This is a genomic window from Thauera propionica, assembly GCF_002245655.1.
Classification (GTDB): domain Bacteria; phylum Pseudomonadota; class Gammaproteobacteria; order Burkholderiales; family Rhodocyclaceae; genus Thauera; species Thauera propionica.
This window is the reverse complement of sequence record NZ_NOIH01000008.1, coordinates 49,675-72,582: the sequence shown is the minus strand read 5'-3', so window position 1 is coordinate 72,582 and position 22,908 is coordinate 49,675. Positions and strand designations below refer to the sequence as shown.

General features: G+C 66.1%; 19 protein-coding genes. 5 read left to right on the top strand and 14 right to left on the bottom strand.

Annotation, left to right across the window (positions count from 1 at the left end; translation table 11 throughout):
- Positions 1-6 precede the first annotated feature (6 nt).
- From CGK74_RS08355 to CGK74_RS08345, 3 genes are all read right to left on the bottom strand, one after another.
- Positions 7-2,505, bottom strand: coding sequence for an ABC transporter permease (locus CGK74_RS08355; RefSeq protein ID WP_094268044.1), 2,499 nt, complete (start codon positions 2,503-2,505; stop codon positions 7-9).
- Positions 2,506-2,514: 9 nt separating this feature from the next.
- Positions 2,515-3,687: a M20 aminoacylase family protein gene (locus tag CGK74_RS08350; protein ID WP_094268043.1), complete on the bottom strand. Its 1,173-nt coding sequence runs from the start codon at positions 3,685-3,687 to the stop codon at positions 2,515-2,517.
- Between the two features lie 154 nt (positions 3,688-3,841).
- Positions 3,842-4,768: a LysR family transcriptional regulator gene (locus tag CGK74_RS08345; RefSeq protein ID WP_094268042.1), complete on the bottom strand. Its 927-nt coding sequence runs from the start codon at positions 4,766-4,768 to the stop codon at positions 3,842-3,844.
- 101 nt (positions 4,769-4,869) lie between these two features.
- Between CGK74_RS08345 and CGK74_RS08340 the strand changes: the two genes are divergently transcribed.
- From CGK74_RS08340 to CGK74_RS08325, 4 genes are all read left to right on the top strand, one after another.
- Positions 4,870-5,646 (top strand): ferredoxin--NADP reductase, encoded by a 777-nt coding sequence (locus CGK74_RS08340; RefSeq protein ID WP_094268041.1) that lies wholly within the window; start codon positions 4,870-4,872, stop codon positions 5,644-5,646.
- 117 nt (positions 5,647-5,763) lie between these two features.
- Complete coding sequence (locus CGK74_RS08335; protein WP_094268040.1) at positions 5,764-6,246, top strand: glutathione peroxidase; 483 nt, start codon at positions 5,764-5,766, stop codon at positions 6,244-6,246.
- A 37-nt stretch (positions 6,247-6,283) separates the two neighbouring features.
- The gene (gene ettA / locus CGK74_RS08330; protein WP_094268039.1) at positions 6,284-7,948 is read left to right on the top strand and encodes an energy-dependent translational throttle protein EttA; all 1,665 of its coding nucleotides are present in this window, start codon (positions 6,284-6,286) and stop codon (positions 7,946-7,948) included.
- 115 nt (positions 7,949-8,063) lie between these two features.
- Positions 8,064-9,338, top strand: a complete 1,275-nt coding sequence (locus CGK74_RS08325) for a porin family protein (RefSeq protein ID WP_094268038.1) — start codon at positions 8,064-8,066, stop codon at positions 9,336-9,338.
- Between the two features lie 210 nt (positions 9,339-9,548).
- Here CGK74_RS08325 and CGK74_RS08320 read toward each other — a convergent pair whose 3' ends face one another.
- Positions 9,549-10,556: a nucleoid-associated protein gene (locus CGK74_RS08320; protein WP_094268037.1), complete on the bottom strand. Its 1,008-nt coding sequence runs from the start codon at positions 10,554-10,556 to the stop codon at positions 9,549-9,551.
- 177 nt (positions 10,557-10,733) lie between these two features.
- On the opposite strand from CGK74_RS08320, the gene dksA reads away from it, so the two are divergent.
- Positions 10,734-11,159 (top strand): RNA polymerase-binding protein DksA, encoded by a 426-nt coding sequence (dksA, locus tag CGK74_RS08315; protein WP_094268036.1) that lies wholly within the window; start codon positions 10,734-10,736, stop codon positions 11,157-11,159.
- 174 nt (positions 11,160-11,333) lie between these two features.
- On the opposite strand, the gene pnp is transcribed toward dksA, so the two are convergent.
- The 10 genes from pnp to CGK74_RS08265 all read right to left on the bottom strand — a co-directional run bounded on the left by pnp (position 11,334) and on the right by CGK74_RS08265 (position 22,902).
- Positions 11,334-13,433, bottom strand: coding sequence for a polyribonucleotide nucleotidyltransferase (gene pnp, locus CGK74_RS08310; RefSeq protein ID WP_094268035.1), 2,100 nt, complete (start codon positions 13,431-13,433; stop codon positions 11,334-11,336).
- A gap of 199 nt (positions 13,434-13,632) precedes the next feature.
- The gene (gene rpsO, locus CGK74_RS08305) at positions 13,633-13,902 is read right to left on the bottom strand and encodes a 30S ribosomal protein S15 (RefSeq protein WP_004260598.1); all 270 of its coding nucleotides are present in this window, start codon (positions 13,900-13,902) and stop codon (positions 13,633-13,635) included.
- Between the two features lie 78 nt (positions 13,903-13,980).
- On the bottom strand, positions 13,981-14,958 hold the full coding sequence (gene truB / locus CGK74_RS08300) for a tRNA pseudouridine(55) synthase TruB (protein ID WP_094268034.1): 978 nt from the start codon (positions 14,956-14,958) through the stop codon (positions 13,981-13,983).
- On the bottom strand, positions 14,936-15,361 hold the full coding sequence (gene rbfA, locus CGK74_RS08295) for a 30S ribosome-binding factor RbfA (protein ID WP_094268033.1): 426 nt from the start codon (positions 15,359-15,361) through the stop codon (positions 14,936-14,938). Before rbfA ends, truB begins: the two co-directional genes overlap by 23 nt.
- 3 nt (positions 15,362-15,364) lie before the next feature.
- Positions 15,365-18,190 carry a translation initiation factor IF-2 gene (infB, locus tag CGK74_RS08290; protein WP_094268032.1) on the bottom strand — a complete coding sequence of 942 codons (2,826 nt, stop codon included), beginning with the start codon at positions 18,188-18,190 and terminating at the stop codon, positions 15,365-15,367.
- Positions 18,191-18,203: 13 nt separating this feature from the next.
- The gene (gene nusA, locus CGK74_RS08285; protein ID WP_094268031.1) at positions 18,204-19,679 is read right to left on the bottom strand and encodes a transcription termination factor NusA; all 1,476 of its coding nucleotides are present in this window, start codon (positions 19,677-19,679) and stop codon (positions 18,204-18,206) included.
- 27 nt (positions 19,680-19,706) lie between these two features.
- A complete protein-coding gene (gene rimP, locus CGK74_RS08280; protein ID WP_094268030.1) occupies positions 19,707-20,141 on the bottom strand; it encodes a ribosome maturation factor RimP in 435 nt (144 codons plus the stop codon).
- Between the two features lie 260 nt (positions 20,142-20,401).
- On the bottom strand, positions 20,402-21,544 hold the full coding sequence (gene rluB, locus CGK74_RS08275; RefSeq protein ID WP_094268029.1) for a 23S rRNA pseudouridine(2605) synthase RluB: 1,143 nt from the start codon (positions 21,542-21,544) through the stop codon (positions 20,402-20,404).
- Positions 21,495-22,094 carry an SMC-Scp complex subunit ScpB gene (gene scpB / locus CGK74_RS08270; protein WP_094268028.1) on the bottom strand — a complete coding sequence of 200 codons (600 nt, stop codon included), beginning with the start codon at positions 22,092-22,094 and terminating at the stop codon, positions 21,495-21,497. The genes rluB and scpB overlap by 50 nt, the downstream gene beginning before the upstream one ends.
- Positions 22,072-22,902 (bottom strand): segregation and condensation protein A, encoded by an 831-nt coding sequence (locus CGK74_RS08265; RefSeq protein ID WP_094268027.1) that lies wholly within the window; start codon positions 22,900-22,902, stop codon positions 22,072-22,074. The genes scpB and CGK74_RS08265 overlap by 23 nt, the downstream gene beginning before the upstream one ends.
- Positions 22,903-22,908 lie beyond the last annotated feature (6 nt).

The window sequence follows — 22,908 nt, the reverse complement described above, 5'->3', positions numbered from 1 at the left end:
GCGCCGTCAGGCCAACGCGCGCAGGCTGGCCAGCGGCGGGCGCGACAGCAGCTTGCGCGTGCCCAGCCAGCCACCCGCCACCACGCCACCCGCACCAAGCAGCACCGCCACCACCACCGGCAACAGGGCCGGCACATAAGTCATCCTGAACACCTGCTCGGCCAGCACCCAGCCGATGGCGCTGGCGCCGACGCCGGCCAGCACGCCGGCCACGCCGCCCAGCACGAGGAATTCGGCCAGCAGCGCCTGCCGCACCTGGCGGTTGCGCGCACCCAGCGTGCGCAGCATGGCCAGTTCGTACTCGCGCTCGTCGTGCGTCGATTGCAGCGCCGCATACAGCACCACCAGGCCCGCCAGCACCGCGAAGCCGAACACGAACTGCACGATGAGGATGAGCTTGTCGGTCATGGCCTGCACCTGGGCGATCACCGCGGCGATGTCGATCACCGACAGGTTGGGGAAGGCGCCAATCAGCCTAGTGGTGAAGTCGTGGTTGGAGGCCGGCAGGTGGAAGCTGGTAATGAGGCTGGCGGGGTAGGCCTCGAGCAGGCCCTCGGAGGCGATGAAGAAGAAGTTCACCCGCATCGAATCCCAGTCGAGCTTGCGCACGCTGGTGATCGGCGCCTCGACGCGCTGGCCGGCGATCTCGAAGGCGACACGGTCGCCCACCTTGAGATTGAAGGTCTGCGCCAGCCCCTGCTCCACCGAGAACTGCGGCGTTCGTTCGGCGCCGTGCCAGCGCCCGGCGGAGACCGCGTTGCCACCCGGCAGCTCGGCGGCATAGGACAGGTTGAACTCGCGCTCGGCCAGGCGGCGGGTGCGCTCCTCGTCGTAGCGACTGGGGTCGATCGCCTCGCCGTTGATCGCCACCATGCGGCCGCGGATCATCGGCTGGATGTTGGGTCGCGACAGGCCTTCGGCAACGAACAGGTCGGCGACGGCGGCACGCTGATCGGGCTGGATGTTGATGACGAAGCGGTTGGGCGCGTCGGGCGGCGCCATCGCGCGCCAGTTGTCGAGCAGGTCGGCGCGCACCAGGGTCAGCAACAGCAGCGCCGTCATGCCCAGGCCTAGCGCCGCGGCCTGAATGACGCTGCCGCCCATGCGCCGGCCAAGCGACGCCACGCCGTAGCGCCAGCCGCCGCCGCGCAGGCTGCCCTGCCCCTTCAGGCGTCCGGCCAGGTGCAAGACCCACCACGCGGCGAGCGCGAACACCCCCAGCGCCACCGCGAAGCCGGCCGCGACCATCGCGCCGAGGCGCGCATCCGCGGCGATCCAGAAGATCAGCCCGAGCAGCGCGGCCAGGCCCAGGGCCCAGGCGGTGCCAGACAGCGGCTCGGCCAGCTCGAACTCGCGCCGCAGCACGCGCAAGGTGCTGACCTTGCCCAGGCGCAGCAACTGCGGCAGCACGAAGCCCGCCAGCAGCGCCATGCCGACCACCACGCCATGCGCCAGCGGCAGCAGCGAGGGCGCGGGCAGTTCGGTGGCGAGGATCTCGCGCAGTCCGCCTGCCAGCCCCCATTGCACCGACCAGCCGAGCGCGGTGCCGACCACCGCCGCCGTCAGGCCGAACAGCAGGAATTCGCCGACGACGATGCCCAGCACCTGCGACTGGCGCGCACCGAGCACGCGCATCACTGCGCAGCCGTCGAGGTGACGCGCCATGAAGCGCCGCGCCGAAAGGCCGACCGCCACCGCGGCGAGGATCACCGCCAGCAGTGCCGCCAGGCGCAGGAAGCGCTGCGCCTGGTCGAGCGCGGCGCGCACCTCCGGCCGGGCGTTCTCTACCGTCTCGACACGCTGGCCGCGGCCCAGGTTGGCCCGCGCCCATTTCTCGTAGGCTTCGACAGCCTGCGCATCGCCGGCCACGTGCAGGCGCCAGGTGGCGCGGCTGCCCTCGGCGATGAGGCCGGTCGCGTCCAGGTCCTTGAGGTTGAAGATCGCGCGCGGCAGCAGGCTGAAGAAGTTGGCACCGCGGTCGGACTCGAAGCTGACCATGGCGCCGACGCGGAACTCGATCTCGCCCAGGCCGACCTTGTCGCCGACCTTGACGCCCAGCTCGGCGAACAGGCGCTCGTCCAGCCACAGTTCGCCCGGTGCCGGCGCGCGGCCGGCGGCCTCATCCGGCTGGTTGGGACCGGGAGCGATGCGGATCGCGCCGCGCAGCGGGTAGCCGTCCTCGACCACCTTGACGCCGGCGAGCACCGCGGCCTCCTCGGTGCTCGCCATGCTGGTGAACAGCACGGTCTCGGCGGTGCGCAGGCCGCGCTCGCCCGCCTCATCGGCGAAGCCCGCCGGCCAGGGGCGGTCGGCGCGCAGCAGCAGGTCGCCGCCGAGCAGCTGGTTGGCCTCGCGGTCCAGCGCGCGACCGACCCGGTCGGCCAGGAAGCCGACGCTGGTGAGGCTGGCCACCGCGATGACGATCGCCAGCCCGAGCAGGTGCAGTTCGCCCGCGCGCAGGTCGCGCAGCATCATGCGGAAGGCGAGGCGCAGCGTCTTCATCATCCGGTCCGTTCAGCGCGCGGTCGACAGCAGCGTGCGCGCCAGCTCGCACCAGTAGGCAACGCCGGTGGGCAGGACTTCGTCGTTGAAGTCGTAGTTGGGGTTGTGCAGCATGCAGCCGCCCTCGCCCGGGCCGTTGCCGACCCACACGTAGGCGCCCGGCTTCTCCTGCAGGAAGTAGGCGAAATCCTCCGCGCCCATGCTCGGGCGACGGTCGGTGAAGACGCGATCCGGTCCGACCACGGCGCGCGCGGCCTGGGCGCACAGCGCCGCCTCGTCGGCGGTGTTGATCGTCGGCGGGTAGCCGCGGCGGTACTCGAAGAGCACCTGCACGCCGTGGCTCTGCGCGATGCCTTCGGCAACCTGGCGCAGGCCGCGCTCGAGACGGTCGCGCACCTCCGCCGAGAAGGTACGGACCGTACCGCACAGCTCCGCGCGGTCGGGAATGACGTTGTAGGCCTCGCCGGCATGGAACTGCGTCACCGACACCACACCGGCGTCGATCGGATCGAGGCTGCGGCTGACGAGGGTCTGCGCCGCCTGCACGAAGGCCGCCCCGGCGACCACCGGATCGACGCCGAGATGCGGCATGGCGGCGTGCGCGCCGACGCCGGTGAAGCGGATGTCGAAGCGGTCGGCGCTGGCCATCACCGCGCCGCTATGAATGGCGAAGCTGCCGGCTTCCATGCCCGGCCAGTTGTGCATGCCGAACACTGCCTCCATCGGGAAACGGTCGAACAGGCCGTCGGCGATCATCGCCGGCGCGCCGCCCTCGCCTTCCTCGGCGGGCTGGAAGATCAGATACACCGTGCCGTCGAAATCCTTGCGCGCGGCCAGCGCCTCGGCCGCGCCCAGCAGCATCGTCGTGTGGCCGTCGTGACCGCAGGCGTGCATGCAACCCTGCACGGTGGATCGGTGCGCGAACTCGTTGCGCTCGGTGATCGGCAGCGCATCCATGTCGGCACGCAGGCCTATGGCGCGCAGGCTGCGACCACCGCGCACGACGCCGACCACGCCGGTGCCGCCGATCCCGCGGTGCGTCTCGATACCCAGCGCCTCCAGATGGCGGGCGACGAGTTCGGCCGTGCGGTGTTCCTCGAATGCGAGTTCGGGGTGGGCGTGGATGTCGCGGCGGATGGCGGTGAGTTTGCTGTGCAGGGGACGGACGGATTCGATGACGCTCATGGCTGCACCGTGTGAGGGGATTCGGTTGGGGGTGACGAGTGTATTACAGGCCGCACCGGCGGCGACGGCCAGAAAAAGGAGATCGCGTGCGCTGCGCGTGTCGGCATTGTGAAGGGCACAGCGTCCGGAAGTTCCCGCAGTGCACCGCCCCGCCTCAACGCACGGCCGGCAACGGGATCTGGTCGCTGCGGGTGGCGCCGGCAGCGAAGGCACGGCAATCGTCGAGGAAGCGGCGGATCGCCGCACTGTGATACTTGCCCCGGTGCCAGACGAAACTGAAGTGCCGCTTCAGGTCCAGCTCGGGCGTCTCCAGCGGCACCAGGCTGCCGCGGCGGAAGGCGTCGCGCAGCGTCAGGCGCGACAGGCAGCCCAGCCCCAGGCCGCTCTCCACCGCCCGCTTGACGGCCTCGGTGTGCTCCAGTTCCAGCCGCGGCACCACGCCGCCCGACCAGTGGCGCACGGCCTGGTCGAAGGTCTCGCGCGTGCCCGAGCCGCGCTCGCGCAGGATCCACGGCTCGGCGGCGATCTCGGCAAGGGCAACGGTCGTCCGCCCGGCCAGCGGATGCTCGGGTGCGCAGAACACGACCAACTCGTCCTCCACCCAGGGTTGGGATTCGAGTTCGCCATCGACCACCTGGCCTTCGACCAGGCCGAGGTCGATCTCGTAGCGCGCCAGCATGGCGGCGATGGTGGCGGTGTTGCGCACCTCGAGCCTGACCCGGCTCTCCGGGTGGCGCTGCAGGAAACCCGACACGATCAGCGGCAGCAGATAGTTGCCGATCGTCAGCGTGGCGCCGACCCGCAGGCTGCCCAGGCCGCGTTCGCCGCGCAGCAAGGCGTCCGTCTCCTCGGCGCGGTCGAGCAGCTCCACGGCGTGCGGCAGCAGCAGCCGGCCCTGCTCGTTGAGGCGCAGGCGCTTGCCGTGGCGGTCAAACAACTGCTGGTCGAACTGGTTCTCGAGTTCGGCCAGTGCCGCGCTGGTGGCGGACTGGGACAGACTGAGCGCCTCGGCCGCGCGCGATACGTTCTCGCAGCTGGCGATGGCGACGAAGGCCTGGATCTGGCGCAGGGTGAATCGCATATCGATTTTTCCGGTAACGGATATCCAAATTATCCACTTAACCGCTAACTCAGCGCACCTAGAATCTGCTCCACCGTCAATCCGCCTGCACCTGCGCCGCCATGAGCAACCTGCTTACCGAACGTGTCCTCAGCGTCCATCACTGGAACGACTCGCTGTTCAGCTTCCGCACCACGCGCGACCCCGGCCTGCGTTTCGAGAACGGTCAGTTCGTGATGATCGGGCTCGACGTGGAAGGCAAGCCGCTGACGCGCGCCTACAGCATCGCCAGCCCCAACTACGAGGAACACCTGGAGTTCTTCAGCATCAAGGTGCCGAACGGCCCGCTGACCTCGCGCCTGCAGCACCTGCGCGAGGGCGACCCGATCATCGTCAGCAAGAAGCCCACCGGCACCCTCGTGCTGCACGACCTGAACCCGGGCAAGCACCTCTACCTGCTGGCCACCGGCACCGGGCTGGCCCCGTTCCTGAGCGTGATCCAGGACCCGGAAACCTACGAGCGCTTCGAGAAAGTCGTGCTGGTGCATGGCGTCCGCTTCGTATCCGAGCTGGCCTATACCGACTTCATCACCCGGGTGCTGCCGCAGAACGAATTCTTCGGCGAACAGGTGCGCGACCAGCTCATCTACTACCCGACGGTGACGCGCGAGCCCTTCCGCAACACCGGCCGCATCACCCACGTGATCGAATCCGGGCGGCTGTTCGCCGACATCGGCCTGCCGGACCTCGACCCGGCGCAGGACCGGGTGATGATCTGCGGCAGCCAGGCGATGAATGCCGACTGCTGCGCCCTGCTCGACGCCCGCGGCTTCGCAATGTCGCCGCGTATTGGCCAGCCGGGCGACTACGTGATCGAACGCGCCTTCGTCGAGAAGTAAGTTCGAGAAGTAATATCACGCGGCGAGCACCGCCGCCCGACCGCATCGGCGCGTCAAACTTTTTCCGCATGCGGGGCTCGAAGCGCTTCCGACCCCCTCCTCACTCAGGAGCCCCGCATGTCTTCTACCCTGTACGAAATCGAAGTCGATCGCCTCTCGGGCGCCACCACCACCCTCGGCGAGTACGCCGGCAAGGTATTGCTGATCGTCAACACCGCCAGCCAGTGCGGGCTGACCCCGCACTATGCCGGCCTCGAGAAGCTCTACCAGACCTACAAGGACCGCGGCCTGGTCGTGCTCGGTTTTCCGTGCAACCAGTTCGGCGCGCAGGAACCCGGCAGCGCCGAGGAAATCGGCGCCTTCTGCGAGAAGAACTACGGCGTAAGCTTCCCGATGTTCGCCAAGATCGACGTCAATGGCGACGGCGCCCATCCGCTGTACAAGCACCTGAAGCAGCACGCCAAGGGCATCCTCGGCACCGAGGCGATCAAGTGGAACTTCACCAAGTTCCTCGTCAGCCGCGACGGCCAGCAGATCGAGCGCTACGCGCCGACGACCGCGCCGGAAGAACTGGTGAAGGACATCGAAGGGATGCTGTAGACTCCTGCCTTTTCCGACTCGGCAGGACCCCTCCCCCATGGCCCAATACGTCATGTCGATGCTGCGCGTGAGCAAGATCGTTCCGCCCAAGCGTCAGATCATCAAGGACATCTCCCTTTCCTTCTTCCCCGGCGCCAAGATCGGCCTGCTCGGCCTCAACGGCTCGGGCAAGTCCACCGTGCTGCGCATCATGGCCGGCGTGGACAAGGAATACGACGGCGAAGTGCAGTGGCTCGCCGGCCAGCGCATCGGCTACCTGCCGCAGGAGCCTGAGCTCGACCCGGCCAAGACCGTGAAGGAAGAGGTGGAATCGGCGCTCGGCGAGATCATGGAAGCGCGCCAGAAACTCGAGGAGGTCTACGCCGCCTACGCCGAACCGGACGCGGACTTCGACAAGCTCGCCGAGGAACAGGCCAGGTACGAGAACATCCTGTCGACGGCCGGCAGCGACGTCGAGACCCAGATGGAGATCGCCGCCGACGCGCTGCGCCTGCCGCCCTGGGACGCCGTCATCGGCAACCTGTCCGGCGGCGAGAAGCGCCGCGTCGCGCTGTGCAAGCTGCTGCTGTCCAAGCCCGACATGCTGCTGCTCGACGAGCCCACCAACCACCTCGACGCCGAATCGGTCGACTGGCTGGAGCAGTTCCTCACCCGCTTCCCCGGCACCGTGGTCGCCGTCACCCACGACCGCTACTTCCTCGACAACGCCGCCGAGTGGATCCTCGAACTCGACCGCGGCCACGGCATCCCGTGGAAGGGCAACTACTCTTCCTGGTTGGAGCAGAAGGGCGAGCGCCTGGCGCAGGAAGCCAAGCAGGAAGCCGCGCACCAGAAGGCAATGAAGACCGAACTGGAGTGGGCGCGCTCCAACCCCAAGGCGCGCCAGGCCAAGTCCAAGGCCCGCCTGGCCCGCTACGAGGAGATGGCGAGCGTCGAGTACCAGCGCCGCAACGAGACGCAGGAAATCTTCATCCCGCCCGGCGAGCGCCTGGGCGACAAGGTCATCGAGTTCCACGGGGTCAGCAAGGCCTTCGGCGACAAGCTGCTGATGGACAACGTCAGCTTCAGCATCCCGCCGGGCGCCATCGTCGGCATCATCGGCCCCAACGGCGCGGGCAAATCGACGCTGTTCAAGATGATCGAAGGCTGCGACACGCCCGACTCGGGCACGGTCGAGATCGGCACCACGGTCAAGATCGCCGCCGTCGACCAGACCCGCGAGGGCCTGGCCAACGACAAGACGGTGTTCGACGCCATTGCCGATGGCGCCGACGTGCTTACCGTGGGCCGCTTCGAGATGCCCAGCCGCGCCTACATCGGCCGCTTCAACTTCAAGGGCGGCGACCAGCAGAAGATCGTCGGCAACCTCTCGGGTGGCGAGCGCGGCCGCCTGCACCTGGCCAAGACCCTGATCCAGGGCGGCAACGTGCTGCTGCTGGACGAACCGTCCAACGACCTCGACGTCGAGACCCTGCGCGCGCTCGAAGACGCGCTGCTGGAGTTCGCCGGCTGCGCGCTGGTGATCTCGCACGACCGCTGGTTCCTCGACCGCATCTGCACGCACATCCTGGCGGCCGAAGGCGATTCGCAATGGACCTTCTTCGCCGGCAACTACCAGGAGTACGAAGAGGACAAGAAGAAGCGCCTGGGCGAGGAAGGCGCGAAGCCGAAGCGCATCCGCTACAAGCCGATCGCGCGCTGATCGGCCGTCGGATCGAGCCGCGAGCGCCCGCCCGCGCGCGCGGCTCGGCCCTCGACGTTGTCATGGATCATTCCGCTATACTGCCCTGCATATCCATAGGTCTTGCGGAATTGAAATGGACTTGGCCAACACTCGCCAGCGTCGCCCGGTGACGCGGCGCGGACGCACACCCGCCCTGCGCATGCTTTCCGCATGCCTGCCCGCGGTGCTGTCGATGGTGCTTTGCAGCGTCCCGCAGACCAGCCAGGCCGAGCCGTCCACCGCCTCTCCCGCCTACACCCCATCCATCAGCCTGCTCGGTTTCGGCACGCTCGGCTTTGCGCGCTCCGACGACGACGACGCCGAGTTCGTGCGCGACCTCTCGCAGGCCTATGGCGTGCGGACCGACTGGAGCCCCAAGATCGACTCGCTGCTTGGCGTGCAGGCCAACATGCGCCTCACGCCGCAGACGAACGCGGTGGTGCAGGCACTGAGCCGCTACCGTTACGACGGCAGCTACGGCCCCGAGATCTCATGGGCCTTCCTGCGCCACGAGTTCTCGTCGCAGTGGGCCGCGCGTGCCGGCCGGATGGGAACGGACTTCTACATGCATGCCGACTCCCGCCTCGTCGGCTACGCCAATCTCACCGTGCGCCCGCCGCAGGACTTCTACGGCCAGCTGATCTTCTCCTACTTCGACGGCGTCGATGTCACCGGCACCTTCCCGCTCGGAAACGGCCTGCTCGAAGCCAAGCTGTTCGCCGGCCAGGCGGCCGAGAAGACCTCGATGAAGGACTCGCTGACCTGGGACCTGCGTGGTTCGGACATCCGTGGCGGCTATCTCGACTACACGGTCGGCCCCTGGCAACTGCGCCTGGGCACGACGCAGGTCCGCTTCGAGCATGAGATTCCGATCGTCGAACTGGTGGGCGCGAATGCCTTCGCCATCGCGCCCGAACTGAAGGTGAAAGGACGCAAGACGCGTTATGACGCGATCGGCATCGCCTACGAGGACGGCCCGCTGGAAATCCAGGCCATGGCGAACCGTGTCGTCCATGACAGCGAGTTCTATCGTGACACCCGCTCGGCCTACGTCATCGGCGCCTACCGTATCGGATCGGTCACACCCTACCTCGGCTATTCCCAGATCCGCTCGTCCGCGCCCGACATCAGGTCGCCGATCCCGTCCGGCGCCCGTCCGCTGATCGACCTCATCACCAGCAATTTCTACGCGCACCAGAATACCGTTGCGCTGGGCGTGCGCTGGGACGTCGCACCGCGAATCGCGCTCAAGGGCCAGATCGACCGCATCGACGGCAAGCCCGAGTCGATCTTCCCCTATCGTGGCGAAACGCCAGACTGGGACGGCGACATGACCGTCTTCAGCGTCACCATGGATTTCGTGTTCTGATCGAAGAGGTTCGCACACCGTCGAATCCGCCCCAGCTCAAGCAAATAGCCCGATAGAAAAATTTTGCAGGTTGAATTGTTGCAACGCAGCAATCCCTGCATTATGATTCGAACCGTCTCCTCCACTTCCTCCTTTGGTGTGGATTTAGCCCGGGCCCGCAAGCGCTCGGGCTTTTCTTTTGTGCGGGCACTTTGGCCCGCCGCGTGAGGATCAGCCTTCCTCGAGCATGCGCTTCAGGTAGTCGGGCACGCCCGACAGGACCAGCGTGTCGGTCGCCGGATCGTAGTGCACCGCGCCCGAATGCAGGCTGCTGCGATCGAACTCCACCTTCCATTGCTCGCCGCTGGCACTGAAGCGCACCAGCGGCCTGATCGCGCGCCGGTTGGGCACGAACCCACTCGCCAGGCGCGCCTCGGGCGCATTGAGGGCCGAACCGAGTCGCGCCGGCTGCTCCGGATACACCTCCCGCGCCAACTCCTCGAAACTCACCGGCTCGCCGTTCTCGCCCAGCGTGTCCAGATAGCCGTGGGCGCGCTCGAGCAGGCTGTCGCGCCGTGTAGGCTCGAGCTGCTGCTGGTCGGCAAAGTGACTCAGCGTAGCGACCAGCTTCTTCGTCTCCTGCAAGGCGACGACCACATCGCTGCAGCCGAGGAAACGCTTGAAGAAGGCTCCGCCCTTACCGCGTCCGCGCAGGAAACCGATGTAGCGCTCGTCCCCCCGTCGCCAACCATCGAGATCGATCCGACCCGCCGCCTGCAGCCCGGCGAAATCGACATGCAGGCAGTCGCTCACGTCGAGCCCGCCGCTGACCGAGATCCCGGCCTCCTCGGCGACCAGCGCGATCCACAGGCAGTCGGCACCGCCCTCGTCGATGCGCGCCACGACGACCAGGCCGCCCTGCTCCAGTTCCTCCTCGTCCGCGATCGCCTGCAGGTGCTGCGCGACCTGCTGCGAGAAGCCCGCAAAGTCGAGCCCCTGCTCGCTCACAAGAGCACGCAGCCAGCGTGCGAGCGGGAAGACCTCCTCGTCCTCCTCGAAGCGTCCGAAGCCCTTCGCGGAACGCGACTCGTACTGCCCGCAGAGCCGCTCGACCAGACGCACGGCCACCGCATCCAGCGTGCAGTTGACCGGTCGGCAGATGAGGGATGCCGGCCTTTCCGCCTCCTTGACGAGGCGATGGACAATGAGCTGCGTGACGGTGTGCTGGGAGACAGGCATCGGAGGGCTCCGGGCGGATGAACGGGGGCGCGATTCTCGCACGGGCGCGGGCAGGATGCCCGCCTGGCGCGCGGACGGCGCCGGACTTGCACCGTTCATGCCCGTCGGCTTGCCGCATCAAGCCGATTCTGCTATTAAGTCGCCTCTACCCATTCACCAACCTACGGAAGTTGATTCATGGCTGACGATACCCTGCACAAGCAATTCCCGCCCTACGTTCCCGCCGCTGGCGAGGAATACATGAGCGAGAAGCAGATGGCCCACTTCCGCGAGATCCTCAGCACGCTCAAGAGCGAGCTGATGGATGACATCGAGCGTACCGTGCACACGATGCAGGACGAGGCCACGGTGTTTGCCGACCCGAACGACCGCGCCAGCCAGGAATCGGACATCGCGCTGGAACTGCGCAACCGCGATCGCGAGCGCAAGCTGATCAAGAAGATCGATGAAGCCCTGGGCCGCATCGAGGCCGGCGAGTACGGCTACTGCGACAGCTGTGGCGTGGAAATCGGTCTGAAGCGCCTGGAAGCGCGCCCGACCGCCACCATGTGCATCGACTGCAAGACGCTGGAAGAAATGCGCGAGCGCCAGGTCGCGAAGTAAGCGGACGGTGCAATACGCGGAAAGGACGCTGCGGCGTCCTTTTTTTTGCCTTTTTCCCGGGTCGCGACACGCACACACCCCGGGTTCCGTCAGGCTGAGACAAAATAAATGGGACGCCGTGGCGTCCCATTTTTTCAGCGCGGGGTGCCCTTACCGCCACCCCTCGCATTGCACTCAGCCGGCGTTTTCGCCCAGCAGCGCCTTCATGCTCAGGCGGATCTTGCCGCGCTCATCGGTCTCGAGCACCTTGACGCGCACGACCTGGCCTTCCTTCACGTAGTCGGCCACGTTATTGACGCGCTCGTTGGCGATCTGGGACACGTGCAGCAAGCCATCGCGGCCCGGCATGATGTTGACGATGGCACCGAAGTCCAACAGGCGGATGACGGTGCCTTCGTAGATCTTGCCAACCTCGACCTCGGCGGTGATCGCCTCGATCTTGGCCTTCGCGGCCTGGGCACCTTCGGCGCTGACCGACGAGATTGTGATCTGGCCGTCGTCCTCGATCTCGATCACGGTGCCGGTCTCTTCCTGCAGCGCGCGGATCACCGCACCGCCCTTGCCGATCACGTCGCGGATCTTCTCGGGGTTGATCTTGATGTTGATCATGCGCGGCGCGTACTCGGACACCTCGCCACGCGACTCACCCAGCGACTGCTTCATGATGCCGAGGATGTGCAGACGGCCGGCCTTGGCCTGCTCCAGCGCAGCCTGCATGATGTCCTTGGTGATGCCCTGGATCTTGATGTCCATCTGCAGGCCGGTCACACCGTTCTCGGTGCCGGCGACCTTGAAGTCCATGTCGCCGAGGTGATCCTCGTCGCCCAGGATGTCGGTCAGCACGGCAAAACGGTTGCCGTCCTTGATCAGGCCCATCGCGATGCCGGCGACGTGGTCCTTGAGCGGAACGCCCGCATCCATCATGGCCAGCGAACCGCCGCAAACGGAAGCCATCGACGACGAACCGTTGGACTCGGTGATCTCGGACACCACGCGCACGGTGTAGGAGAAGTCCTCGGCCTTCGGCAGCACGGCCACCAGCGAACGCTTGGCCAGACGGCCGTGGCCCACTTCGCGGCGCTTGGTCACGCCGAAACGGCCGGTCTCGCCAGTGCAGAACGGCGGGAAGTTGTAGTGGAGCAGGAAGCGCTCCTTGTACTCGCCGGCGATGGCGTCGATGATCTGCTCGTCGCGGCCGGTACCCAGCGTGGCCACGACCAGCGCCTGGGTTTCGCCACGGGTGAACAGCGCGGAACCGTGGGTACGCGGCAGCACACCGGTGCGGATCGTGATCGGACGCACGGTGCGGGTGTCGCGGCCGTCGATGCGCGGTTCGCCGTTGAGGATACGGCTACGGACGATGCCCGACTCGATGTTGAAGAAGATGTCCTTCACTTCGGTCGCCGACGGCGGGTTTTCCACGCCTTCGGTCAGCGCGGCCATCACACGCTTGCGGATCTCGCCCAGACGGGTCGAACGTTCCTGCTTGCTGGTGATGCGGAAGGCCTCTTCCATCTCGGCCTTGGCCAGCTCGGTGACCTTGGCGATCAGCGCCTCGTTGGCTGCCGGTGCCTGCCAGTCCCATTCGGGCTTGCCGGCGACTTCGACCAGCTCGTTGATGGCCTTGATGGCGGTCTGCATCTGCTCGTGACCGAACACGACGGCGCCCAGCATGACCTGCTCGGACAGTTCCTGCGCTTCGGACTCGACCATCAGCACCGCTGCCTGGGTGCCGGCAACCACCAGGTTCATCTGGCTGGTCTGCAGTTCGGTGGCCGTGGGGTTGAGGATGTACTGGCCGCCGGCATAACCGACGCGCGCTGCGCCGATCGGGCCGTCGAACGGGATGCCGGAGATGGCGAGCGCAGCCGAGGCGCCGATCATCGCCGGGATGTCGGCATCGACCTCGGGGTTCAGCGACAGCACCGTCACGATCACCTGGACTTCGTTCATGAAGCCTTCGGGGAACAGCGGGCGAATCGGGCGATCGATCAGGCGCGAGGTGAGGATTTCCTTCTCGGAAGGACGGCCTTCGCGCTTGAAGAAACCGCCGGGAATGCGGCCGGCGGCGTAGAACTTCTCGACGTAATCGACGGTGAGCGGGAAGAAGTCCTGTCCCGGGCGCGCTTCCTTGGCGGCGACCACGGTGGCCAGCACCACGGTCTCGTCCATGTTCACGATGACGGCACCGCCAGCCTGACGAGCAACTTCGCCGGTTTCGAGCGTGACGGTATGGGCGCCATAGGCGAAAGTTTTCTTGATTGCGTTCAGCAAGGGGATTCCTTTAACAATGAATGCAGCGAACCACAACTGCGCGCGGCCTGCGGATCGAGCGATCCGCTTCCGCCGGAAGACGAACCCGACGCAAGCACGGCCTTAGACGGCACAAAGCCGGCGGTGCCGCAGGGGCACGCACCGGCTTTGATGGCTTACTTCGCCCTGATCGGCGCTGTCGGGCTGGTCACGGACGCAATTACTTGCGCAGGCCCAGACGCTCGATCAGATTGCGATAGCTGTCGGCGTTGCGGCCCTTCAGGTAGTCCAGCAGCTTGCGGCGCTGGCTGACCATCTTCAGCAGACCGCGGCGGGAGTGGTGATCCTTGCCGTGGGCCTTGAAGTGAGGAGCGAGCCCGTTGATGCGGGCGGTCAGGAGCGCAACCTGGACTTCCGGCGAACCGGTGTCGCCCTGGGCGCGCTGGAAGTCGGAGACGATCTTCGACTTGGATGCGGTATCAAGAGCCATGTGTGTCTTTACTCGTGTTTTTCTGCCAATCAGAAGCGGCGGATTATACCCAAAGCCGCACCAAAAACTCAATCGTTATCATGCGGATGCGTCGAACGCCCCGCCATCGGTGGCAATCAGCCGGCGTGCGACCAGCTTGCCCCCATCCTGCCACTGCCCGAGACCGAGGAAACCCTTAGGCCCGTAGACCCGCACCAAGCCTTCGGCACCAGCTCGCCCCAGCGGCAAAACCCTTCCCTGCAGCAGACCGCGGGCCTGCTCTCCATCAAGTCGCAGCTCGGGATACACCGCGACCAGCGCGTCGGCCGAAGCCAGCAGGCCGTCACGTGCTTCGGCCGCACACGCTTCAAGTGCGCCCAACGAAACTGCGTCGGTCACGTCGAACGGCCCGATGTGCGTGCGGCGCAAGGCACACAGATGCGCACCGCAGCCCAGGGCCGCGCCAATATCCATCGCCAGGCTGCGTATGTAGGTGCCCTTGCTGCACGCAACCCGAATGGTGAAGCGATCGGCCCCGAAGTCGAGCAGATCGAGCGCATGGATCGTGACCCGACGCGCCTCCCGCTCGACCTCGATGCCGGCACGGGCGTATTCATACAGCGCCTTACCGTTGCGCTTGAGCGCCGAATACATCGGCGGCACCTGCTCGATCTCGCCACGGAAACGCGCAAGCACGGCTTCGAGTTGCGCCAGATCGACGGCAACCGGGTGGGTCGCCACCACTGAGCCCTCGGCATCACCGCTGTCGGTCTCGACACCCAGTTGCACGACGGCCTCGTAGGTCTTGTCGGCGTCGAGCAGCATCTGCGAAAACTTGGTGGCCTCGCCGAAGGTCAGCGGCAACAGGCCGCTCGCCATCGGGTCCAGCGTGCCGGTATGGCCGGCCTTTGCGGCATTGAGCAGACGCCGCGCCGCCTGCAGCGCACCGTTGGAACTCATGCCTTGCGGCTTGTCGAGCAGCAGCACGCCGTCGACGATGCGACGGATAATCTTGCGTTGCGGCTGCTTCGGCCGGCGCGGACGCGCCGCTGCTTCAGGACTTTGCGCTTCCGTCATCGTCGGCCGACTTGGGGTCCGTTTCGCCGGCTTCGTCCTGGTGACGGGCCTCATCCTCGCGCACCACGTCGTCGATCAGCCGGGAAAGGCGCGAGCCCTCCTCGACCGAGCGATCGTAGTGGAAGTGAAGTTCCGGAATCGTATGGATCCGAATCCGACGGCCGAGCTCGCGGCGCAGGAAGCCGCTCGCGCGGCGCAGGCCCTGCTGGATCTCGGGCACGTCAGCCTCGCCCGTCATCGAGGTGAAGAACACCTTGGCGTGAGCGTAGTCGGGCGTGATCTCGACATCGGTGAGCGTGATGAAACCGACTCGAGGATCTTTCACCTCAAGCCGGATCAGTTCCGCCAGCTCGCGGCGGATCTGCTCCACCACGCGCTGGCTGCGCGAATACTCCTTGGGCATGGCTTACAGCGTCCTCGCCACTTCCTTGATCTCGAACACCTCGAGCTGGTCGCCTTCCTGGATGTCGTTGTAGTTCTTGAGCTGCAGGCCGCACTCGTAACCGAACTTGACTTCCTTGACGTCATCCTTGAAGCGCTTGAGCGACTCGAGTTCGCCCGTCCACAGCACCGTGTGGTTGCGCAGCAGGCGGACATGCGAACCACGCTTAACCACGCCTTCCAGCACGTAGCAACCCGCGATCGAGCCCACCTTCGAGATCGTGAACACCTGACGGATCTCGACCAGGCCGATGACCTCCTCGCGCTTCTCGGGTGCGAGCATGCCCGACAGCGCCGCCTTCACCTCATCCACTGCATCGTAGATGATATTGTAGTAGCGGATATCGACACCGAAGGTCTCGGCCAGCTTGCGCGCACCGGCATCGGCGCGGGTGTTGAAGCCGAGTATGACGGCCCCCGAAGCCTGCGCCAGGTTGACGTCCGATTCGGAGATCGCGCCGACCGCAGCGTGGATGACATTGACGCGCACTTCCTCGGTGGAGAGTTTCTGCAGCGACTGCACCAGCGCTTCCTGTGAACCCTGCACGTCGGCCTTGATGATGAGGGGCAGGCTCTTGACCTCGCCCTCGGCCATCTGCTCCATCAGTGTCTCGAGCTTGGCGGCCTGCTGCTTGGCGAGCTTGACGTCGCGGAACTTACCCTGACGGAACAGGGCAATTTCACGCGCCTTCTTCTCGTCGGCCAGCGCGATCGCCTCGTCACCCGCGGACGGCACGTCCGACAGGCCGAGAATCTCGACCGGGATCGAAGGACCGGCTTCGTCGATCTGCTTGCCGTTCTCGTCCAGCATCGCGCGGATGCGGCCGAACGTGGCACCCGCCAGCAGCACGTCGCCCTTGCGCAGCGTACCCGACTGAACCAGCAGCGAGGCCACCGGGCCGCGGCCCTTGTCGAGACGGGCTTCGATGATCAGACCCTTGGCCGGCGCATCGACCGGCGCGGTCAGTTCCAGTACCTCGGCCTGCAGCAGGATGGCTTCGAGCAGTTCGTCGACGCCCGTACCCTTCTTGGCGGACACCGGCACGAACATGACGTCGCCACCGTACTCTTCCGGAATGACGCTCTCGGCGATCAGTTCCTGCTTGACGCGGTCGGGGTTGGCTTCGGGCTTGTCGATCTTGTTGATCGCCACCACCAGCGGCACACCGGCCGCCTTGGCATGGTGGATCGCCTCGCGCGTCTGCGGCATGACGCCGTCGTCCGCCGCCACCACCAGGATGACGATGTCGGTCGCCTTCGCACCACGCGCACGCATCGCCGTAAAGGCTTCGTGACCCGGGGTGTCGAGGAAGGTCACCATGCCACGCGAAGTCTCGACGTGGTATGCGCCGATGTGCTGCGTAATGCCGCCGAACTCACCCGAAGCGACCTTGGCGCGACGGATGTAGTCAAGTAGCGAGGTCTTGCCGTGGTCAACGTGACCCATGACGGTAACGACCGGCGCGCGCGGCAGGACTTCGACATCCTTGTGCTCGTCGTGCTCATCCAGGAAGGCATCCGGATCGTCCAGCTTCGCCGCCATCGCGGTGTGGCCCATTTCCTCGACGATGATCATCGCCGTGTCCTGGTCCAGCACCTGGTTGATCGTGACCATCGAACCCATCTTCATCAGGGCCTTGATCACTTCGGTCGCCTTCACCGCCATCTTGTGGGCGAGATCGGCCACGGTGATGGTTTCCGGCACGTGCACTTCGCGCACGATCGGCTCGCTCGGCGCCTGGAAGTTCGAGCGGTCGTCCTGCTGGTGACGGCCGTGGCGACCGCCGCCCTTGCCTGCACCACGCCAGTTGCTGCCGGTGGTAGCGCCCACCTCACCGCGGGTCTTCAGGCCGCCGCGGCGCTTGGCGCCATCGGTCTCGCGTGCCGGCGCGCCGGCGCCACGCTTGGCATCCTTGCTGCCGCCCTTGTCGTCGGCCTTGGCCGGACGGTGCAGCGTACCGCTGCCCGGCTTGGCTGCGGCAGGCTTGGCGGCCTCTTCCTTCTTCTGCTGCTCGGCGCGAAGGCGGGACTCTTCCTCGACCTTGCGCGCTTCGGCCGCCGCGCGGGCTGCTGCTTCGCGCTCCTGGCGGGCACGCAGGTCCGCAGCCTGACGCTCCTTGAGGGCGCGCTGGCGCTCTTCGTCACGCTTGCGCGCGGCGATTTCTTCGTCGCTCAGGATCTCGCTGATGGACAGCGGCTTGGAACGAACCAGCGTGGTGGTCGTCTTCGGCTTCGCCTCCTTCGGCTCGGTTACAGCGGCGGGCGCGGCAAGCTCCGGCTCGGCCGGGACTTCGGCGACGGGTTCGGGCGCCGGGGTCGGCTCCTCCACCACCGGAGCGGGCGCCGGCTCGGGCTCGGGCGCTGGCGTTTCGGCAACCGGTTCGGGCACGGCAGGCGCAACCGGCTCCGGCGCAACTACCGGCTCGACGACTTCCGCCACCGGCTCTTCTGCCAGTTCGGCAACTTCCGGGACGGGCTGGTCGGCCACGAGTTCGTCACGCTTGACGAACGTGCGCTTCTTGCGCACCTCGACCTGCACCGTGCGGGCGCGTCCGGTCGAATCGGTCGCGCGGATCTCGGTCGTCTGCTTGCGCGTCAGGGTGATCTTGCCCTTCGGCTCGGTGTCGCCATGGGCTCGACGCAGGTATTCCAGCAGTCGGGCCTTGTCCTGTTCGGTCAGCAGGTCCGTCGGACCGGTCTTTTCCACACCGGCACGCTTCAACTGCTCGAGCAGTACCGCGGCCGGCATCTTCAGTTCGCCGGCAAACTGGGTCACGCTCATGTTTTCCATTACTGCCCTCCCATCATTCTTCGAACCAATGGGCGCGCGCAACGGAAATCAGCGCCTTGGCTCTTTCTTCGTCGATCCCGGCCATTTCGACCAGCTCGTCGACCGCAAGGTCGGCCAGGTCGTCGCGGGTACGGATACCCTGTTGGGCCAGTTTGGCGGCAAGCGACTTCTCCATGCCGTCGAGATTGAGCAGGTCGTCGGAGACATTCTCCAGCTGCTCTTCGGTCACGATCGCCTCGGTCAGCAGTACGTTCCGCGCACGATTGCGCAGTTCGTTGACCGTTTCCTCGTCGAAGGCCTCGATTTCGAGCATCTCGGCCAAAGGAACGTAGGCGATTTCTTCCAGGGAGGAGAAGCCCTCCTCGATCAGGATGTCGGCGATTTCCTCGTCGACATCCAGCTTTTCCATGAACAGCGCGCGCAGCCCCTGCTGCTCCTGCGCGGTCTTCTCGGCCGACTCCTGCTCACTCATCAGGTTGATGGTCCAGCCCGTCAACTCGGACGCGAGCTTGACGTTCTGGCCGTTACGGCCGATGGCGATGGCAAGGTTGTTCTCGTCGACCACGACGTCCATCGCGTGGGCTTCCTCATCCACGACGATCGACACGACTTCGGCCGGCTGCAGGGCGGCGACGACGAACTGGGCCGGATCAGCCGCCCACACGATGATGTCGATCTGCTCGCCGCCGATCTCGTTGCGGACCGCGGTCACGCGCGAACCGCGCAGACCCACGCAGGTGCCGATCGGATCGATGCGCGGATCGTTGGACTTGACCGCAATCTTCGCGCGCAGACCCGGATCACGGGCGCAGGCCTTGATCTCGAGCAGACCGTCCTCGATCTCCGGAACTTCGAGCTCGAACAGCTTCATCAGGAACTCGGGCGCGGTGCGCGACAGGATCAGCTGCGGACCGCGGGCGCCGCGGTCGATGCGCAGCAGGAAGGCCTTGACGCGATCGCCGACGCGCAGATTCTCGCGCGGGATCTGCTGGTCGCGCGGCAGGACCGCTTCCATGCGGCCGACCTCGATGATCGCGTTACCGCGCTCCATGCGCTTGATCGAACCCGAGACCAGGAATTCCTTGCGTTCGAGGAAGTCGTTGAGCACCTGTTCGCGCTCCGCATCGCGGATCTTCTGCAGGATGACCTGCTTGGCCGCCTGCGCGCCGATACGACCGAAATCGATCGGCTCGAGCTCCTCGGTGATGTACTCGCCGAGCTGGATGTCGGGATTGATGTCACGCGCATCGATGATGCCCATCTCGGCTTCATCGTTGGTGACTTCCTCGTCGGGCATGACGATCCAGCGCCGGCACGAGGTGTGATCGCCCGTGTCGCGATCGATGGACACGACCACGTCGGCGTCGTCATGAATGCGCTTTTTGGTCGCGGAGGCCAGCGCGGACTCAAGCGCGGCGAAAACGATGTCCTTGGCGACGTTCTTCTCACGCGCCAGTGCATCAACAAGCAGCAGGATCTCGCGGCTCATCTCAGGAAAACCTCCACATCCACAGTCTCAGAATTTGGGGACAAGGCGTGCCTTCTCGATGTCCTCGAAGGGCAGCAGCTGCTCGCCCTTCTCGGTCGTGATCACCACGGCGCCATCGCGCACACCACCGAGCACACCCGCAAAATTACGTTGATTGTTGACCGGCAGCGACAACCGGATCTGCACTTCCTCGCCTGCGAAACGCTCGAAATCGGCGAGTTTCTTGAGCGGACGATCGAGACCCGGCGACGACACCTCGAGGCGGTCGTAATCGATGTTCTCGACCTCGAATACGCGCTGCAGCTGGTTGCTCACCGTCGCGCAGTCATCGACCGTGATGCCGCGCTCGATGTCGAGAAACACGCGCAGCAGACGCCCGCGCGGCGAGAACTCGATGTCGACGAGCTCGTAGCCGAGGCCGGTCACCACCTGTTCGATCAGATTCTCGATTCCTGCTCGCATGCCTTTCTTCCACCACGCGCGAAATCGTCGCGCACAAATAAAAAATGGGCCTAACGCCCATCAAACAATTGTTCCTGCCGGGAACACGCCGCTGGTCACAACCGAATGACGGACGCGCCTGACGCACCTGTAGGGCGCCGTCAGAACCAAGCCATCCATCAAAGCCGCGGAATTATAGCTGCAAAACAGACAGCCAGGCAAACTGCTGCAGCGCAGCAGCTTGCCTGGCGTATCACGCTCATTGGCGTCGCCGGAGAAGGTCAGCGCGACGACGGCGTGGTGCGGTGCATCTTGGGCGGGCGCTTGGCGCGCTTTTCGTCCTGCCCCTGGCGCTGCGGAGCGGCGACCCCTGCCAGCTTGCAGGCATCCGCCTCAGGCATCTCCATCCACATGCCGCGCTTGAGGCGCGCCGGCAGCTCCACCGCGCCGTAGCGCACCCGCATCAGGCGACTCACCGTCAGGCCGACGGCTTCGAACATGCGCCGCACCTCCCGGTTGCGCCCCTCGGAGATGGTCACGCGATACCAGTGATTGGCGCCCTCACCCCCTTCGTCGCGCAGGGTGTTGAACTTTGCCGGGCCATCCTCGAGTTGGATGCCTTCGGTCAGCGACTTCGCCTGCTCCTCTGTCAGCTCACCCAGCAGGCGCACCGCGTATTCGCGCTCGAGCTCATAGCGGGGATGCATCAGCTTGTTCGCCAGGTCGCCGTCATTGGTGAACAGCAGCAGGCCGGACGTATTGAAATCGAGGCGACCGACCGCCAGCCAGCGCCCCTTGCGCAGCACCGGCAGGCGCTCGAAGACCGTCGGACGCCCTTCCGGATCGTCACGCGAGACGATCTCGCCCTCGGGCTTGTGATAGATCAGCACACGCGGCGAGCGCTGGGTGAAGCGCAGCGGGATCAGCTTGCCATTGACCTTGACGCGGTCGCCCGGCCCGATTTTCTGGCCAAGGGAGGCCGGCAGGCCATTCACCGAGATGCGGCCGGCAACCACCCATTCTTCGATCTCACGCCGCGAGGCGACACCGGCCTGCGCCAGCACCTTCTGCAGCCGCTCGGGCTCGGTCAGCGTGGTCGGCGCATTGTTGCGCCCCTTTGCCTGCCCCTGTGGCCGCCCGCGTGGCGTCCGCTCACCGCGCTCGACCTGCCCGAGTGCGGAAAGATGCGCATCCTCGCGACGGGACGCATCGCCGCCCTGGCGACTGCCGCCGCGCCCACCACGCGGGGATCGGGGCGCGCGCGGATCGGCATTCAGGTGCGCATTCGGATCCTGCGGCTGGGCGTCCTCGTCGCGCGCGCTCTCGCGACCTCCGCGCGGCGGACGTGCAGGGCGGTCGAGAATCTCGATCGCTTCAGACTTCTTCTGTGGGGGCCGGAACGGGCTGTTCGGTTTGCGAGGCATCGACAAGGTCCATGATTTTTTCGATCTCGGTCAGCGCAGGCAGCTCGGTGAGGCTGCGCAGACCCATGTCATCGAGAAAGCGCCGAGTGGTGGCGAAAAGCGCCGGGCGACCCGGCGTGTCGCGGTGACCGACGACGTCGATCCAGCCGCGCGATTCAAGCGTCTTCAATATGTTGGGCGACACCGCCACGCCGCGCACCTCCTCGATGTCGCCGCGCGTGACGGGTTGCCGATAGGCAATGATCGCCAGTGTTTCCATCACCGCCCGCGAATAGCGCGGCGGCTTTTCTTCTTTCAGCCGGTCCAGATAGACCTGATATTCGGGCCGGGTCTGGAAGCGCCAGCCGGTCGCCAGCTGAACGAGCTCGACGCCCCGTCCCGCAGCAAACCACTCGGCGCGCAGCTCCTCCAGCAACTTGCGCACGAGATCGGGCCCCGGATCGTCCTCGAACAGACGGCGCAGTTCGGACACCGGCAGAGGTGCCGGCGCCGCCAGCAGCGCCGCCTCGATGATGCGCAACCAGGCTTCAGGCGTCGTCGCGGGATGCATCGGCCAACTTGACGTAAATGGGCGAAAACGCCTCGTTCTGGCTCACCTCGACCAGCTTTTCCTTCACCAGCTCCAGTACCGCAAGAAAGCTCACCACGAGCCCCGGCGCGCCGAGCTTCACGTCGAACAGGGTGTCGAACACGACGAATGCACCATCGCCCAGCTTGCGCAGGATGGCGCTCATGTGCTCGCGCACCGAAAGCTGCTCCCGCCCGACACGGTGATGCTGGGTGAGGCGGGCCTTCTTCATGATCCGCAACCAGGCCAGCTGCAGGTCGTGCAGACTGACCTCGGGCTGGCGTTCGACCACCTTCTCGGCAACGAACACCCCGACCCATTCGAAATCCCGCTCGGCCCGCGGCAGCATGTCCAGCCGCGCCGCGGCGAGTTTCATGCGTTCGTATTCCATCAGGCGGCGCACCAGCTCGGCCCGCGGATCCTCTTCTTCCGCGCTTTCGCGCGGCGGCCGCGGCAGCAACATGCGCGACTTGATCTCGAGCAGCATCGCCGCCATCAGCAGGTATTCGGCAGCGAGCTCCAGGTTCGTCGCACGCATCGCCTCGACGTACTCCAGATACTGCGCCGTCAGCGGCGCCATCGGAATGTCCAGCACGTCCAGGTTGGCCTTGCGGATCAGATACAGCAGCAGATCCAGCGGCCCCTCGAAGGCCTCGAGAAACACCTGCAGCGCGTCGGGCGGAATATACAGGTCTTTCGGCAGTTCGAGCAGGGGCTCGCCGTAGATGCGCGCCACCTGTTCGAGCACATCGGGCGCGTCGACCGGCGCCAGGTCAAGCGGCAGGTTCATGGACGC